General features: G+C 60.4%; 13 protein-coding genes and 1 pseudogene. 5 read left to right on the top strand and 9 right to left on the bottom strand.

Features of this window, described 5'->3' with window-relative positions; translation table 11 throughout:
- Window positions 1-8 precede the first annotated feature (8 nt).
- The 3 genes from H9K76_RS10050 (at window position 9) to H9K76_RS10040 (ending at window position 4,050) form a co-directional block, all read left to right on the top strand.
- Window positions 9-1,733 (top strand): class I adenylate-forming enzyme family protein, encoded by a 1,725-nt coding sequence (locus H9K76_RS10050; RefSeq protein ID WP_187600011.1) that lies wholly within the window; start codon window positions 9-11, stop codon window positions 1,731-1,733.
- Between the two features lie 228 nt (window positions 1,734-1,961).
- Window positions 1,962-2,960, top strand: coding sequence for a Bug family tripartite tricarboxylate transporter substrate binding protein (locus tag H9K76_RS10045; RefSeq protein ID WP_187600009.1), 999 nt, complete (start codon window positions 1,962-1,964; stop codon window positions 2,958-2,960).
- A 37-nt stretch (window positions 2,961-2,997) separates the two neighbouring features.
- Window positions 2,998-4,050, top strand: coding sequence for a porin (locus H9K76_RS10040; RefSeq protein ID WP_187600007.1), 1,053 nt, complete (start codon window positions 2,998-3,000; stop codon window positions 4,048-4,050).
- 81 nt (window positions 4,051-4,131) lie between these two features.
- Here the strand turns inward: H9K76_RS10040 and H9K76_RS10035 are convergent, their stop codons facing one another.
- Window positions 4,132-4,890, bottom strand: a complete 759-nt coding sequence (locus H9K76_RS10035; RefSeq protein ID WP_187600005.1) for an IclR family transcriptional regulator — start codon at window positions 4,888-4,890, stop codon at window positions 4,132-4,134.
- Window positions 4,891-5,000: 110 nt separating this feature from the next.
- Here H9K76_RS10035 and H9K76_RS10030 point away from each other — a divergent pair, with 110 nt between their 5' ends.
- Both H9K76_RS10030 and H9K76_RS10025 read left to right on the top strand, forming a co-directional pair.
- Window positions 5,001-5,402 (top strand): limonene-1,2-epoxide hydrolase family protein, encoded by a 402-nt coding sequence (locus tag H9K76_RS10030; RefSeq protein WP_187600003.1) that lies wholly within the window; start codon window positions 5,001-5,003, stop codon window positions 5,400-5,402.
- A 30-nt stretch (window positions 5,403-5,432) separates the two neighbouring features.
- Complete coding sequence (locus tag H9K76_RS10025) at window positions 5,433-6,389, top strand: SDR family NAD(P)-dependent oxidoreductase (protein ID WP_187600001.1); 957 nt, start codon at window positions 5,433-5,435, stop codon at window positions 6,387-6,389.
- A 61-nt stretch (window positions 6,390-6,450) separates the two neighbouring features.
- Here the strand turns inward: H9K76_RS10025 and H9K76_RS10020 are convergent, their stop codons facing one another.
- The 8 genes and pseudogenes from H9K76_RS10020 to H9K76_RS09985 all read right to left on the bottom strand — a co-directional run bounded on the left by H9K76_RS10020 (window position 6,451) and on the right by H9K76_RS09985 (window position 16,051).
- Window positions 6,451-7,194 carry an enoyl-CoA hydratase/isomerase family protein gene (locus H9K76_RS10020; protein WP_187600000.1) on the bottom strand — a complete coding sequence of 248 codons (744 nt, stop codon included), beginning with the start codon at window positions 7,192-7,194 and terminating at the stop codon, window positions 6,451-6,453.
- Between the two features lie 64 nt (window positions 7,195-7,258).
- Window positions 7,259-8,499: pseudogene (locus H9K76_RS10015) on the bottom strand (acetyl-CoA acetyltransferase).
- 30 nt (window positions 8,500-8,529) lie between these two features.
- Entirely contained in the window at window positions 8,530-9,999 is a 1,470-nt protein-coding gene (locus H9K76_RS10010; RefSeq protein WP_187599998.1) for a carotenoid oxygenase family protein, read from the bottom strand.
- 25 nt (window positions 10,000-10,024) lie between these two features.
- Entirely contained in the window at window positions 10,025-11,035 is a 1,011-nt protein-coding gene (locus H9K76_RS10005) for an NAD(P)H-dependent flavin oxidoreductase (RefSeq protein ID WP_187599996.1), read from the bottom strand.
- Window positions 11,036-11,049: 14 nt separating this feature from the next.
- The gene (locus H9K76_RS10000; RefSeq protein ID WP_187599994.1) at window positions 11,050-12,048 is read right to left on the bottom strand and encodes a Bug family tripartite tricarboxylate transporter substrate binding protein; all 999 of its coding nucleotides are present in this window, start codon (window positions 12,046-12,048) and stop codon (window positions 11,050-11,052) included.
- A gap of 18 nt (window positions 12,049-12,066) precedes the next feature.
- Entirely contained in the window at window positions 12,067-12,825 is a 759-nt protein-coding gene (locus H9K76_RS09995; RefSeq protein WP_187599992.1) for an alpha/beta fold hydrolase, read from the bottom strand.
- A 31-nt stretch (window positions 12,826-12,856) separates the two neighbouring features.
- Window positions 12,857-14,605, bottom strand: coding sequence for a class I adenylate-forming enzyme family protein (locus tag H9K76_RS09990; RefSeq protein WP_187599990.1), 1,749 nt, complete (start codon window positions 14,603-14,605; stop codon window positions 12,857-12,859).
- Between the two features lie 3 nt (window positions 14,606-14,608).
- On the bottom strand, window positions 14,609-16,051 hold the full coding sequence (locus H9K76_RS09985; protein WP_187599988.1) for a carotenoid oxygenase family protein: 1,443 nt from the start codon (window positions 16,049-16,051) through the stop codon (window positions 14,609-14,611).
- Window positions 16,052-16,077: the final 26 nt, after the last annotated feature.

The following is a 16,077-nucleotide window of genomic DNA, read 5'->3' as shown; positions in this document are numbered from 1 at the left end:
AGACATGCATGATCCTCGTATCACAAGAAAAAATCGAAAAGTTCAAGAAGCTGGGCTGGTGGGGCGACCTGACCTTGTGGCAGCTGTTTCAGGAACGGCTGCCAACGCGCGCGGCTCAGGAAGCCGCAGTGGACGCACCCAACCGGGCGGACTTTGCATCGGGCTGTGCTCAGCGCTGGACATGGCAGCAACTGGCAGACGAAGCAGAGCGGTTCTCGGCGGTGCTGCTTCGCCACGGCATCGGCAAGGACGATGTCGTGCTGGTGCAGTTGCCCAACGTGGTGGAGCAGTTCGCCGTCTATCTGGCCTGCGCGCGCCTGGGGGTGGTCGTCACGCCTGTGCCGGTGCAATACCGGGAGCACGAACTGGCGCACATCATCGAAGCAACCCAGGCCGTCGCGGCCATCACGCTGGGTCGCATCGGCAAGGACTACGAGGCCGCACAGGTCATCTGCGCGCTTCAGGCGCGTCACCCAACACTCACTACCGTGCTCGCATGGGGTGAAGCCCTGCCCCCTGGCGTGGTCAACCTGGGCGTCGAGCCCATCCCCTCCGTCGACGAGATCCGCCACTTGCAAGCCACGGAGCGCAGTGCCCCCGTCACGGCCGACGACGTCTTCACCATCTGCTGGACGTCGGGCACGGAAGCCAGCCCCAAAGGCGTGCCGCGCAGCCACAATGAATGGCTGGTGATCGCCCCCTCGATCATCGAAGCAGGCGAGCTTCCACAGCACGCCCGATTGCTCAATCCGTTTCCCATGGTCAACATGGCAGGCATCGCGACAGCATTCATTTCGTTTCTGGTACTGGGCGGCACGGTCGTGCAGCACCACCCTTTCTCGCTGCCGGTGTTCCTGCAGCAACTCAGGACCGAATCCATTGACTACACGGTTGCACCTCCCCCGGTGCTCAACCTCCTGCTGCAGAATGCGGCCCTGCTCGAAGGCATCGATTTCTCGCGGCTGCGTCGCATCGGCTCCGGCTCTGCTCCGCTGTCACCATGGATGGTCAAGGGCTTCGCCGAGCGCTACGGCGTGCAGATCGTGAATTACTTCGGTTCCAACGAAGGCGCGGCATTGAGTGGCAACTTCTCCGACATCCCCGACCCGGAACTGCGCGCCACCTACTTTCCACGAGCCGGTGTGGAAGGCTTCGAGTGGAGCATCAGCACCACACGCAAGATCAGGACCCGGCTGGTCGACCCCATCTCGGGGGCAGAGATCTCCGAACCCGGCATGGTGGGTGAACTGCGCTTCCATGGGCCCAATATCTTTCACTGTTACTGGGGAGCGCCCGAAGCGACTGCCCGCGCATTCGACGAGAACGGGTACTACAAGTCGGGGGATCTGTTCGAGATCGCGGGCGATGCAAGGCAATACTATCGGTACGTCGGACGCTCCAAGGATCTGGTCATCCGCGGTGGAATGAACATTTCCTCGGAAGAGATCGAGGGACTGCTCGCCGGCGTGGAAGGCGTACGCGAAGTCGCGGTGGTGGGAGTTCCGGATGACGTGATGGGTGAGAGACTCTGCGCCTGCGTAGTGCCCGACGCCAACGCCAAGGTCCGGCTCGAAGCCGTCAACGACTATCTGCGCACACAATGCCGCATCGCCGTCTACAAGCTGCCAGAGCACCTCATCGTCCTGGATGCACTGCCGCGCAACCCTGTCGGCAAGGTCCTCAAGCGCGATCTGCGTGCACTGGCCGCAGATAGATGCCGGCAAGCGGCCTGAGGGCGGACATCAAGAATCAAGACATCCAGGAAGACAGGTAGGGTGGAACGCCAGAAAACGCTGCCATGTGCAGCGTTTTTTGCTGGCGCGCATGGCGTAGGTAGTTGTCCGGATCGAATCTCACTGCTTGAGAAAAATGCGAGCTTTCCGAAGAGGCATTGCGCACCAGGACCTAAATTTCGGTCACTGCAGTGCACGCCTCAAACAACTTAGAGCTGGAGACAGACAATGCCGGGATTCAATCGCAGGCAATTCAACCGATACATCACCCATGCGGGCCTGACCTCGCTCCTGGGAGCTGGCACGCTTGCCAGCGCTGCTCCCGGAAGCAGCAACAACGCGAGCCTGATGCGCCTGATCGTGCCATTCGCTCCGGGCGGTGGCGGCGACGTACTAGGACGACTCTTTGCCGACAAGCTCTCCATCGAACTCGATCGCAACATCATTGTCGAAAACAAGCCAGGCGGCAGCACCACGATCGGCACGGACTTCGTTGTGAAGTCAAAGCCCGACGGCAACACCATCCTGCTGACGATTCCCCTGCTGATCCAGACCTACTACCTGTTCAAAAAGCTGCCCTACGACCCGTTCAACGATCTGCTTCCGATTGTGGATCTGGTCAAGAGCCCGCTGTGGATCGCCGTAAGCACCCAGCGTACGGCGGCCACCAACATCGCCGAGCTGATCAAGGACGTCAAGGCCAATCCCAACCAGCACATGTATGGATCGATCGGCAATGGCTCCACCTCCCACATCCTCGGCAATCACCTGAACAAGTCGGCTCAGCTCGACATGGTGCATGTGCCGTACAAGGGCTCCTCGCAGGTCACGCTGGCGCTCATGGCGGGAGAGATCACATCCACCATTCTCGATCTTGTGACGCTCGGGCCCATGCTCTCCACGGGAAAGATCCGGCTGATCGGTGTGACCGGTCTCGAGCGCACGCCACTCACGCCAGACGTTCCGACCCTCAAGGAACAAGGCTTCTCGGGATTCGAGCTACCCACCTGGGCAGGCTTCTTCGCGCCCAAGGGAACGCCCGTCGAGATCATCAAAAAGCTTCATGACGCGTCAATCAAGGTCATGAACATGCCCGACGTACAGCCACGCCTCAAGGATCTTGGCTACGTAGCAGGAGGACTTTCCACGGCAGATTTCCAGAAACAGCTCGTACTGGAAAAGAACCGCTGGGCCAGCCTCATCAAAGACAGCGGCGTTGAAATGTAAGCCGCGACCGAACACACCCAACCAGAGGAGACAACTCATGAAAAAAGCCATCCCTTCGCGGATGTTGGCGATGCTCGCCCTGACGTTTTCGACGTACGCGGCGGCACAGTCACAGTTAACGGTCTACGGAATCATCGATACCAACCTGGAGTACCTGAACAACCAGGCCAAGGAAGGCGGCGGCAAGGCGAATCTGCTGCGCATGGGCAACTCGGGATTGCAGGGACCGCGTGTGGGATTCAGGGGTTCTGAAGACCTGGGAAACGGGCTCAAGGCCATCTTCACGCTGGAGCATGGATTCAACTCCGATACCGGTACCCCGGCTGATGCCGCCCGCTTCTTCAACCGCGGCTCGTTCATGGGCCTGGAAACCAAGGAGCATCGGGTCACGCTGGGTCGCCAGTACACGTCGATCTTCGATGCATTGCTTTTCATCGCGCCGCTGGCGTACTCCGGGGCGTATGAGCCGTTCAGCCCACTGCTCGGCAATCTTCGCAATGACAACTCGGTCAAGTACCGCTTCAACATGGCCGGACTGCAGGCGCAGGCGCACTATGCATTCGGAGAGCAGACTTCGTCCAAGTCAGCCAATGCCGCATATGGCGGCTTCGTCAGCTACGTGCAGAACGGCTGGAACGCCACTATCGTCGCAGACCAACAGAATGGTGCCGACGTGAACGGCGCGCACTCACGAGCGCGCAAACTGGCTGTCGCAGCGGCATACCAGCTGAATCCCGCACTGCGCCTCTCGGCAGGCTATCGCTGGGGGCAAAACAAGAGCGACACGGGCGTCACCGCATTGCGTGATGACTTCTGGTGGCTGGGCGCGAACTACCAGTTCGCCAACCCCTTCTCGCTCAGCGTTGCCTACTACCAGGACAACGTGAAAACACGCAATGGTGCAGGAGATCAACCAACAACGCGGCAGCTCACGGTGCAGGGCATCTATGCGCTTTCCAAAAGAACCGATCTGTACGCCGCCGCTGCCCATTCCCGAAATGCCGGCCTGAACTTCGCGGCACTCAGCACCCTGGCTGCAGGCTCCAAAAGCCAATCAGGCATCAGCCTTGGCGTGCGGCATCGCTTCTAGGCAAGACGCGAGCTCGTGATCGAGTTGCTCCTTCGGCTCCTGGTGGGGAGGCCGAAGGCTTTTTTTCATTCGCAATGCGGGCTATGCCGCCTGCACTTGTGCAACTTCCTTGAGCAGCAGTGTCGCCAACTCCTTCAAGCGCTCCGGTGTCGAACGGTGCTTGGCGACCGCAATGCTGATGCCAGCCCAGTAGTTCTCGGTCAATGCGAAGGCGCAGCCCACACCGTCCGCATCGATCCGCACATTGCGTGTTTCCGAGTATCCCGCGCTTCGCGCGCGACTCACCTGACCGCGCAACTCTGCAATCGTCACCCGCTGGCGCGCGTACTCGGCCTCATGCCTTTGCAGCATGGCATCCACTTCGCTCTCGGGCAGTTGCGCCATGATGGCGATGCCCGCGGCGCTGGCACCCAGCAGCCGTCGCATTCCGACTTCAACGACATAGGCACGCGTGGTGTGATCGCCCTCGACACGGCTCAGGCACACCACGTGGTCGCCACTGCGGACCATCAGAAACACGGCGTCGTTGGAGATCCGGGCCAGGCGCATCAACATCGGGCGAAAGCGCTCGGATAGCGCATCCATGCCGGCGGACGAGAAACCCCATTGCAGAGGCTCTATTCCCAGACGATAGACCTTGGATTCGCCGACACGCTCCACGAAGCCCTCTTCCAGCAGGCATGCCAGCAACCTGTGCGCCGTGGACTTGTCGATCCTCGACGCCTCGATCAGTTCCTTCAGACGAATTCCCTGCGCATGATGAGCCGCCACGATCTTCAGCAACCGCAGTATCTTGCTGGCGCTCTGCGTACCCAGAACAGCTGACTTCTTCTCATCCATTGGGAAACCTGATCACTTCGGTTTGAATGTTATGAACTATCGGAATGTAATGGGTTTGCGCACCACTTGTGTCACATCCCGGCGCACCAACACAGCAAGAAAGACAACCCATGGCAACGACCTCAATCGACGAATTGAAAATCCAGACCTTCATGGCCATGAAGGAAGGCTGGGAACGCAAGGACTGGCGCCAGTGCGCCGATCTGATGGCGGAGGACGGAATTCTTCATTCCGTCATGCTGGAGCCCTGCAAGGGGCGCGAGAATTTCTACGAACGCATCCGCAAGACCGAAAAGCCCAACAAAAGCGTGACCCTGCATATCCGCTCCATTGGCGTTGCCGGCGGTGTGCTGTTCGTGGAGCGCAATGACGAGATCATTCTGAACGGCATCTCTCGCTTCATTCCCACGGTTGGCATTCTCGAGTTCTCTGGCGAGAAGATCTCTTACTGGCGCGAGTACTACGACCGCGCGACCTTGCTCGCCGCCATCCAGGAGCCAGCGCACGGCTGAACTGAAACCTTCCAGACCTCGACGCAGACAATGGCAAAAGTTCCTCTCTCCAAACTCATCAAGTTCTATGTGCGCTTCACGCCAAGCTACAGCGCCATCGGCTACAACCTGCGCAGCATCTTCTGGCGCAATCGGCCCAATCAGTTCAACGGGCAGACCTGGCTGGTCACCGGCGGCTCTGAGGGCATCGGCGCCAGCGCTGCCAGACAGGCAGCGGAAGCCGGTGCGCGCGTGATCTGCGTAGCGCGCGATGCGAAGAAACTCGAAGCGTTTGCACAGAGCGTCAAGTCGCCCATCCCCATCACCTGGCTGACTGCAGACTTCTCCAGAACGCGCGACGTGCATCGCCTGCTGGAAGACATCAAGGTCGGTGGCCATTCGTTTGACGTCCTGGTCAACAATGTCGGGATCCAGAAGCACCAGATGATCCTGACGGATGAGGAGATGGAAACCTCGTTCGTGACCAACATTCTCAGCCATCACATCCTGGTGAAGGGCCTTCTTGAGACCCGCATACTCAAGGACAACGCCACCGTGATCGAAGTGGCGTCCGGCGGCATGTACAACCACAAGATGGTGATCGATGACCTGAACATCACCGATCCCGCGCGTTACGCCGGCCCTCGCGCCTATGGCCTTGCCAAGCGCGCGCAGTGCATGACCATGGGTTTCTGGAAAGAGAAAGCCGTGTATCCGCAGCAGAGGTTCTACGCCATGCATCCGGGGTGGGTGGATACCGCAAGCGTGAACCGATCGATGCCCCGCTTCGTGGCGATCCTCAAGTCGGTCCTTCGCGATCACGACAAAGGTGCGGATACCATCGTCTATCTTGCGCGCGAGCGGCCGGACCAGAAGCGCAGTGAAGCCATATGGTTCGATCGCAAGGAGCGCACCACGCATATCTACGCCCACACGCCCAACCCTGGAGTCTCGGCGCACGATGTCGTGAATCACCTCGACACCATTGCAGCAGCCAGGATGGCCTGATGCCATGCGAAATGCGCGGATGCCGTCAGGCAGGCCGCGCATTGTTCCCCTCGACAACAGCTTACGAGAAGCGCGGCTTGCGCTTCTCCATCATGGCCGCCAGTCCTTCGCTGAAGTCCGGGCTTTGCATGCATTGCACAAAAGCCTCACCCTCTTGCGCAATCTGAGCGACGAGCGTGTTTCCTGCCGCGGCACGTAGCAGCTGCCTGGTGTGCCGCAGCGCCAGGGATGCGCCGCTGGCCAATTGCGTGGCACGGGAGCGAGCCACCTCCATCAGCGAGCCCTTCGGTGCAATCTCGTTGATGAGGCCGCAGGCCAATGCGCCCTGCACATCGACCATCGTGCATAGCAAGCTCATTTCCAGCGCCTTGCGTTGCCCCACCCAACGTGCCAGTTGCCAACTGGTGCCGGCATCTGGCGACAGGCCGATGGTCGGGCTCCCGACGGTGAAACGCGCGCCCTCTTCGGCGATCAGGATGTCGGATGACAATGCGAGGCCGAGGCCTCCACCCGCGACCATGCCTTGCACCGCACAGATGATCGGAACGGTGCATTCCGACAGCGCCACGATGGTGTCGTTGACGGTGCGAACCAGATCCAGCGTTGCATTGTGATCTCCGCGCAGCGCCGACAGGTCGCCCCCTGCCATGAAGTTGCGCCCCGCAGCGCTGACGAGCAATGCGCGTACTCCTGAAGTCGAACTGGCGTTCAGCACCGCGGTTCGCAGTTGATCGGCCAATGCCTTGTTCGCTGTGTTGCCAGCCTCGGGACGATTGAGTTCGATGTGGAAAATGCCGTCGTGCAACGATTCATTGACGAGCTTGGAGTCTGCCCCTGGCCGCGATTCAGTGGATGACGTCGCGCCCATATCAGACCGCCTTGCCCTGTTCGACCACAAAGCTCACCACCGTTCCGAAGGATCCTCCGATATTGAGCGTCTGCATGCGACGCGCGTCCGGGATCTGCATGGCACCGGCCATTCCTGTGACCTGTCGCGCGCAGTCCAGCACCATGCGAACCCCAGTTGCGCCCACCGGGTGGCCGCAACCGATCAGACCTCCGCTCATGTTGACCGGGCAGCGTCCATCGCGCTCGATGCTGCCGTCCTCAACCGCCTGCCAGCTTTGCCCCGGGGGGTCAGCCCGAAATGGTCGATCGCGACGTACTCGGTCGTAGTGAAGCAGTCATGTGTTTCGATGCCATCGAGATCCTGGGTTCCCGAAATGCCTGCACGACGCCATGCGTCCTCGATGGTCTGGCGGACGTGCGGAAAAACGTACTTCGAGTCCTTGCTCAGTTCGAACTTGTCCTTGAGCTTCAGGACCGAGTTGCGATGGCCCCAACCGGTGATGCGCGGAAGGTCCTCGAGCTTCATGCCATGGCGCCGGGCATATTCACGCGCGAATCTTTCGGATGCAAGGACCACTGCAGCGGCGCCATCGGTCACCTGGCCACAGTCCTGCCTGCGCGTGCCGGGTTCAATGAGTGGGTTGGCCTCATCATCGTCGGTGAAGCTCAACTCGTTGAACTGCCAATTGCGGGTCTGTGCCAACGGGTTCTGTCTTGCATGGCCGTAGTTCAGCTCGGCAATGCGGTTAAGGTATTTGCGATCGAGGCCATAGCGCCTGTCATATTCCGCGGCGACGGCCCCAAAGGCTGCAGGCCACATGAACTGGCACTCGATGTCCTCGTGCCCCTGCCACGACGCGGCATTCTGGTTGCGCGAGGCCTCATGCCCCGAAGTATTCTTGAACTCCTCCACACCCAGGGCCAGTACGCAGTCATAGCGGCCCGACTCGATCTCTGCCATTGCGCTCAGGATGCCGAGTGACGACGAGGCGCATGCGCCTTCGTGGCGCATCGCGGCCACGCCATTGAGCTCGGGCACCACCTGCGCCACCATCGAGCCCAGATGCGCCTGCTGACGCTGCAGCTCGCCAAAGGCATTGCCGACATGGATGCTTTCGATCTCTGATGCAGACACCCTGCTGGCGGCAAGTGCCCCATTCACCACCTCACGGACCATGTCCGAGAGGTCCTGCCCTTGGCGCGACCACGCCTTGGCAAAGTCGGTCTGGTAGCCGCCGAGTACATAGGTTGCTTGTGTCATTCCTTGAGTCTCCTTGTCATTCATAACGTGTCAGGTTGCCTGTTCGCCACGCAGCTCCGACGCATCGGCCCAGCAGGCATGCGTTCCACTGCTGATGCGGTGCGGAAGCATGATGCGCGCTACAGGACCTTTGGATATGTCCCGGGCATCGAGCACGATGCACTCGGAGCGATCGGTATTCATGTCGGTGACGAAGCTCACCACATAGCCATCGTCTTCTGCCTTCGCATCGAATGCCGGTGCCATCGGGGATTCGCTTCCGAAGCGGCCTTCTCCAAAACGGTATTCCTGCGTCTGGCCGGTGGTGTGGTCGAAGCGCTGGATGCCATCGAAGAGAAAGTGCCGTGGGTGGGCAATCATGCTGTAGGCATACCGATACGGTTTTCCCCAGTAGCTCGCATTGATCATTCCGAACTCCAGGTGCTGGTCAAAAAGGCGTCGCTCCTTGACCTCGCCCGTTCGCAGATTGAAACGCCATTCGTAGAGCGTGGGACCGTAGCGGTCGGGCCCCAGGGTCGCCCCCGTGTTGTCATACCCCAGCTTGGGCATGGGGTGCTTCTGGTGATAACCGTGCAGCACGACCTCTTCACCCTCCTCCCAGGCGTTGAGCCAGTGCAGCACATAGGTAGGGCTGGCTTCAAACCACTTCACACCGGCCTGCGCTGCGTGGCGGCGCGGCACGATGGCAAAGCGGCTGGGTTTGTCCTCGTAGAAGGTCAGCTTGTGCTTGCCCTGTGAAAGCAGCGACTCGTCCCAGTGCAGCGGGAAGTCGTCCAGGATCGCGTAGTTCTCGGTGAACATCATGTCGTGCGGCAAGCGCGGTCCTGGCAACGGCACGGGGACGTAGTGCACCAGCCTGTCACGGGAGTCGACCTCGCCGTAGTACATGTAGGGGGCATTCTTGCTGTAGTTGAAGAACAGCAGGTCACCGGTCCTGGGGCATACCTTGGGGTGTGCGGAAATGCCGTTGTCCTTGAGCACCTTCGCGCCCCACTCGGAGACGCCCAACGGTTCCAGCGTGCGCGCATCGAAGCGATAGGGCTCACCGCATTGGTAGAACGTAGTCAGCGCCGAACCCGCATGCACGATGACGTCGGTAGCTGACGTGTCCTTCAAGCCGCCGCGTGCGCCCCAGCCTTCGCGCTGCGCGATTCTCGGGTTGTCGATCAGCCCCGCATAAAGTGCATGGCCCGCTTGCTGCTCCTCCGTAAATCCCTTGGTGCGAAGAAAGCGGTTGCGGTATTCCACCTTGCCGTTCCTGAAGCTCAGCTGGTGGAGCATGCCATCCCCGTCGAATGCATGGTGCACGCCTAGAGGCTCATGCACGGGGTTCTGCGTGTTGCGAAGATAGACTCCGTTCAGGCGTCGGGGAATCTCGCCTATCACCTCTAGGTCCGTGGCGGTGCATTCCACATAGTTCGGGGCAAATGGGCCATGCATGAACGGATGGTCCCAATGCGTGATGGTGGGCTCGACACGCCCGACGATTTCTGTGTGCATGAATGTTGTACCAGCTCGTGAGAATTCAGACCGCGTAGCTTGTGAACCGCGAGCGGGCAGCAAGCCATTCCTGCTCAAGCCGATCGACCACGTCGGACACGCGTTCGACCGCCTTCACGGCTCCCACGCCCTGTCCAGCCGCCCACACATCCTTCCACTTGCGCGCCCCCAGCGAACGATTGCTGTCATAGGAGCGCTCCGGTGCATCCGGCATGTTGTCCGGATCGATGCCATTGGCACGCAGCGATGGCTTGAGCCAGCTTGCGTTGCTGCCCGTGATTCCCGCGCTGACCAGCAGATCTTCCGAGCTCGCGGCAACCAGCATGTCCTTATATGCCTGCTCGGCCATGCTTTCCTGCGTTGGGATGAAGCGCGTTCCCATATAAACCAGGTCTGCACCGCACGCGATCGCGCCGGCCACGCCCCGGCCATCGCTGATGCCGCCACCCACGACGACGTAGCCGTCGAAGATCTCCCGCACTGCACTCACGAATGCGAACGGTGACAGATGCCCCGTATGGCCACCTGCACCCGCACAGATGCATGCCAGCCCATCGACGCCTGCCGCCGCTGCCTTTTCGGCCAGGCGCAGGCTGATCACATCGGCAATCACCAGGCCGCCGTAGCCGTGCACGGTCTCCATCACGGGCTTGGGACTGCCAAGGGCCGTGACCACGACGGGCGGCTTGTACTTGGCAATCAGTTTCAGGTCGTCCTGAAGACGCGTGTTCGATGAGTGGGTCACCACGTTGGCGCACCAGGCTCCAATGGTGCGGGGGTCCTGCTCATCCCGGGCGCGCTGCAGCTGCTCCGTTATGCTCTTCATCCAATCATCGAGCACGTCGATGGGGCGTGCATTGGGTGTCGGAAACGCACCGACGATGCCGGCCTTGCATGCGGCCACCACGAGCTCCGGGCCCGAGACCAGAAACATGGGAGCGGACACCACAGGAACGCGCAGATTGAGCTTGCGCGCCAGGCTGGGCTTGTGCAAAGCAGCCGATGCCGCTCCGTCAATGGAATGGTCTTTGTACATACCGTCTCTCATTTCTAATCTTCGATCTTGAATCCGGAGACTTCGACAACCTGCTTCCAGCGCATGTTTTCATTGCGCGTGAAAGTGGCGAAGTCCTTGGAGGACATGGGAATGGGCTCGAAATCCATGTCACGCCATTTGGCGCGGATGTCGGGCGAACGCAGAATCTTGTTGATTTCCTCGTTCAGGCGATGGACCACCGCGTCGGGCGTGGAGGCTGGTGCGGCAAGCCCGGACCAGATATCGATGTTCAGTTCGGGAAGCCCCTGCTCCGCGAACGTGGGCACTTGGGGAAGAAGCTCGGAGCGCTTGACGCTGCTGACCCCCAGCACCTTGATCTTGCCAGCCTCCACCTGCTGCTTCACCGCGATCAGCGGCAGGAAGGCTGCGTTGACCTGCTCGCCGAGCAGGTTCTGCACGGCAGGTGGCGTACCGTTGAAAGGCACATGCACAAGATTCAGAGCCAGCTTGTCGTTGAGAATGACTCCGGCAAAATGCGAGGAGTTACCGGCCGTGAAGGAGGCATAGGTCACAGGCGTCTTCTGCGTCCTGGACCAGCGCGCAAACTCCTCCACATTGGTCGCGGGAACCGTCTTATTGGCCGCCAGCACCAGCGTGGAGCTCAGGAAGCCGGTGACTGGCTTGAAGCTCTTCTCTGCATCGTAGGGCAACTTCTTCTTGAACGTATAGGGATTGATGGACAGCATGCTGGTGTTCACCAACAGCAGGCTGTAGCCATCGCCCGGAGCACGTGCCACGGTCTGCGCGGCAATGATGCCTGCGCCACCGGGCTTGTTCTCGATGATCATGGGCTGTCCCGTGTTCTTGCGGAACTCTTCAGCCACCTGGCGCAATGCATTGTCCAGCGTATTGCCGGCAGCAAACGGTACATAGACATGGACCGGACGTGCAGGAAAGCTGTCGCCTGCGGCCATGGCAGCGCCACTGACCGTACATCCACCAAGCACGGCAATGGCAACCAGCACCACATTTCGGCGTGATTTGAAATTCATTTCTTGAATGCTCCGAGTTCAGCCAACGATGCGTGCGCCCATGGACTCCGCCAGAAGAGCAGGCTGCTCAAAAGGCAGCATGTGCCCCGTGCGTTCAATCACCTGCAATTGCGCCGAGGGAATGGTCCGTGCAAGCTCCTGCGACAACGCCATGGGAGTGATCCTGTCCTCCTTGCCGCAGATGATGTGAACGGGAATATCCAGGCCACGAAGCCGGTCGCGATGATCGGAGCGCTTCATGATGGCCCTCGTCTGGCGAATGGCCGTGGCGGCGCCCAGCTTGCGCATGGATTGCACGACCGGCTGCAGTTGCTCGGCCGTCTTTTCGAAAGTTCCCCAACGGGCCGTGTTCTGGATGGTCTTCTCGAAATCGCTTTCAAAGCTGGTGATGGCCTTCTCGCGCATGGGCGCACTGGCGTGGCTCTCAGGCAGTGCCGACGTGGAGAGCAGCCAGGCCTCGCGAATCGGGTGCTTCTGGTTGGCCAGCATTTCCAGTGCCACGTAGCCCCCCATGGAGAAGCCCGCAACATAGAAAGGCGTGCCCGGAGCAACCCCATCGAGACACCTCCACGCGTCGCGCGCCATGTCCTCGATGGTGGATTGGGTCAGCACGTCGCCGATCACCACCCGAATCGAATCACCGGCTTTCATCGACAGAACGTCGATCACGCCATCCCAGATATCATTGCCATTGAGCATTCCGGGAATCAACAGCAGCACCGCCTTCGGCGCTGCACTGGCTTGTCCTTCTTGCAACTGCTGGGTCGCAGCATTCATATTCTTGTCTCCTTTTATGTTGGCTCTCGCGTCAATCAACGGGATTGGGCAAGGCCGCTTTTTCCTGCATCTGCTGGCGCAGCACCCGCTTGAGTACCTTGCCGACAGGGTTTCGCGGAAGCTCGCCAAGCAGCTCGATGCGCTCAGGGAGCTTGAAGGCGGCCACCTTGCCGATGTTCCTCAGATAGGTGACAAGCTCTTCCAATTCCACATTCCGGGCCGGATCCTTGGGCACGACGACCGCGCACACCTTCTCGCCAAGCACCTCGTCGGGCCACCCGATGACGGCGACCTCCCGCACGTCCGGATGCGACAGCAGCAGGCTTTCGACTTCTTCGCATGAAATGTTCATGCCGCCCCGCACCACGATGTCCTTGCATCGGCCGGCAAAGCGGTAGAACTGCTGGCGATCACCCGCGATTTCGAACAGGTCGCCACTGCGGTAGTAGCCTTGTTCGTCGAACGCGCGCTCCGTGACCTCGGGGCTGTTGTAGTAGCCGGAGAAGATCATCGGCCCCTTGAAGCGCAACTCGCCCACCTTGCCGGGCTCGAGGATTTCCTCGCCGGTGTCCACATCCACCAACCGCGTGGACACCTTGTTGGAGTGCACCGCCTTCCAGCCATAACCAGCCACGCCGACACGGGGGAAATAGTTGGCACGCTGGTGCGGATCCGGCATGTCCTGCGGGGTGGAGGAAAGCGCAGCGCCTTCGTTGGAACCAAAGTAGTTGATGACTTCGATGCCGTAACGCTGCGCAAACTGTTCCAGCAGCCAGGGCGCCAGCGGGCCGCCACCCGATCCAATGCGCTTGAGGCGACTCAGGTTCACCCCTTCGAGCAGTTCGGGGGCCTTGAGCAGCATGCTGAGCACGGCTGGGGCTGCCACCGTGTAGTCGATCTGGTTTTCCTCCAGTTGCTGGATGAACACCTTGAGATCGAACGGATGATGGTGGTGCAGTCCGCCGGCAGTGAGGAGCCACGCCATGAGGCTGGTTGAGATACCGGCCATGTTCACGAACGGGAACGGAATCACCATCTGCGCACCCTGTTGCATTTGCCCCGCGTCGATGACCCCTGCCCCCACGATCAGCCATTGGTTGTGGCTGCGTGGAACACCCTTGGCGCGCGCTTCGGTGCCCGAGGTCCAGCAGATGGTGAGCACGTCGTTGGCGGTCAGCCGGATGCGCTTCATGTGGGCGCGCATCTGCACGTCATCCCATGCGCAGGTCTCGCCAAGCATCGCATCCAGATTCAGGACCTGCTCTGGCAGCGGCAGATGGGAGCTATCCGTGTACGACCAGATCCATTTCACGGAAGGCAGTTGCTCCAGCATGCCTGCAATCTCCTGCGCGACCTGATTCCTGCCCAGGCGCTGAGTGGTGATCACGCCCTTGGCCCGCGTGCTTTCGGCCACGTATTCGATCTCATGCGCACGGTACTGCATGGGAACGGGTGATACGACAACCCCTGTCAGCGCGCAGGCCAGATAGATGGCATGCAACTCCACGCAGTTGGGAAGCTGGACAACAATCACATCGTCCTTGCGCAGTCCCTGCGCCTCGAACAGCGCACTCATGCGACCCACCTGCTCGCGCAGTTCTCCCCAGGACCAGCGCTGCGACTGCCTTCCGAACAACTCAGGGCGATTCGGCGGATCGGACACCGCAAACGTGTCCGCCTGGCGCGCCGCAGTATCCAGAAAAATGTCACCCAGTGTCTGCGTTCCCCACCAGCCTTTGGCCACGAACTCATCGATGGACTTTTGGTCTACCAGAATCATTTTTCACTTCCACTTGTCAAGATTGGCCTGGCTCACGTAGGTTGCATGGAAGCCATGCGGCACCCGGCGCGGCAAAAGAACACGCGCAATCGGCCCCTGCGCCATGCGGCTGTCCTTGGCATCGAAGATCTGCACCTCGGACTGGCTCGTCCCGGGGTTCCAGACAAACATCACGAGATAGCCATCGTCTTCCGACGCAGCGTTGTCTCGCGGTGCGAACCCGGCTTCGTTGTAGAAGTACTGCGGCCCGGCGCTGTAGGCGATGTATCCACCGGTTTCCAGGTCGTATTTCACAAGGCCCGGGAAGCGCGGCTCTTCGCGTCCGCCCTGCGGAAAGATCACGTGGTACGACCAGCGGTTCTTGCGGCCCTGATAGGCGCTGTTGATGATCGGAAACTCGGTGTTGAGCACATCGTCGATCACGCGCTCAGACGTCTTGCCGGTTTCGAGGTTGAAACGCCACTCGTGCAGCTGGAAGTCACGCTGGCGCAGATGGATGGTTTTCTCAAGCCGAGCGGCATCCAGGCTCCCGTCATCCTTGGTGTGCATGCGATAGGGCGTACCCACCATGACGACCTCTACGCCCTCCTCCCACGCATTCACCACATGCAGCATGTAGGTCGGCTTGGCATCGAACCAGCGGATGTCCGACGCATTGCCATAGCGGGGAATCACGGCGAAGCGCGACGGCTGATCGGCAAAGAAGCGAACCTTGTAGCGACCCAGCTTCAGCGCCTCGGGATCGGGACGCAGGGGAAAGTCGTGCAGGATTGAATAGTGGTCTGTGATGGCCATGTCATGTGGCAGACCGGGACGATCCATGGGCACATCGATGAGATGACGGAGATTGCGGTTGGCATCCACGACGCCGTAACGCATGTACGGCGGCTTGGTGTCGTAGTCGAAGAACATGAACTCGCCCGAATGCTCGTCGGGACGGGCGTGCGCCGAGATGCGATCAATGCGGCTTTCGACATCCACGCTGCCCACAGTATCGAGAGAGGCAGGGTCCACGGCATAGGGCAGCCCCGAGCGATACCACATCGCCACAAGTCGACCGGCATGAAACTTCACATCGGTGTTGGCGGTGTTCTTGAGAGGCTGGTCCGGGGTATCGGCACGCGGGGCCTCCTTGAGGCCTTTCCAGAGGGATTGCCCGGCCCTCTGCTCCTCCACCAACCCGTCGGTGCGAACCCACTTGTTGCGGTAGCTGACCTTGCCCTTGTTGAAGTGCACCGCGTGCAGCATGCCATCGCCGTCGTATGCGTGATAGCGCCACTCGGGCTGATAGTAAGAATTTGGCCCATTTCTCACATACAGGCCGTTCATGTCTTGCGGCACCTCGCCGATCACCTCAAGATCGTCCCAATGGTCCTCCTGTTGAACCGGTGCGTTGTTGCCGTTCAGTGCGGGAATATCGTGGACTGGTAGATCTGCTACACCCATTTTCCTGTCTCCTGTTTGTTGCCCGT

Origin of the sequence: Diaphorobacter ruginosibacter, assembly GCF_014395975.1 — a bacterium.
In the GTDB taxonomy this organism is placed as follows: domain Bacteria; phylum Pseudomonadota; class Gammaproteobacteria; order Burkholderiales; family Burkholderiaceae_C; genus Diaphorobacter_A; species Diaphorobacter_A ruginosibacter.
Note: the sequence above shows the minus strand (reverse complement) of the source record. Positions and strands in the feature narration are given on the sequence as shown.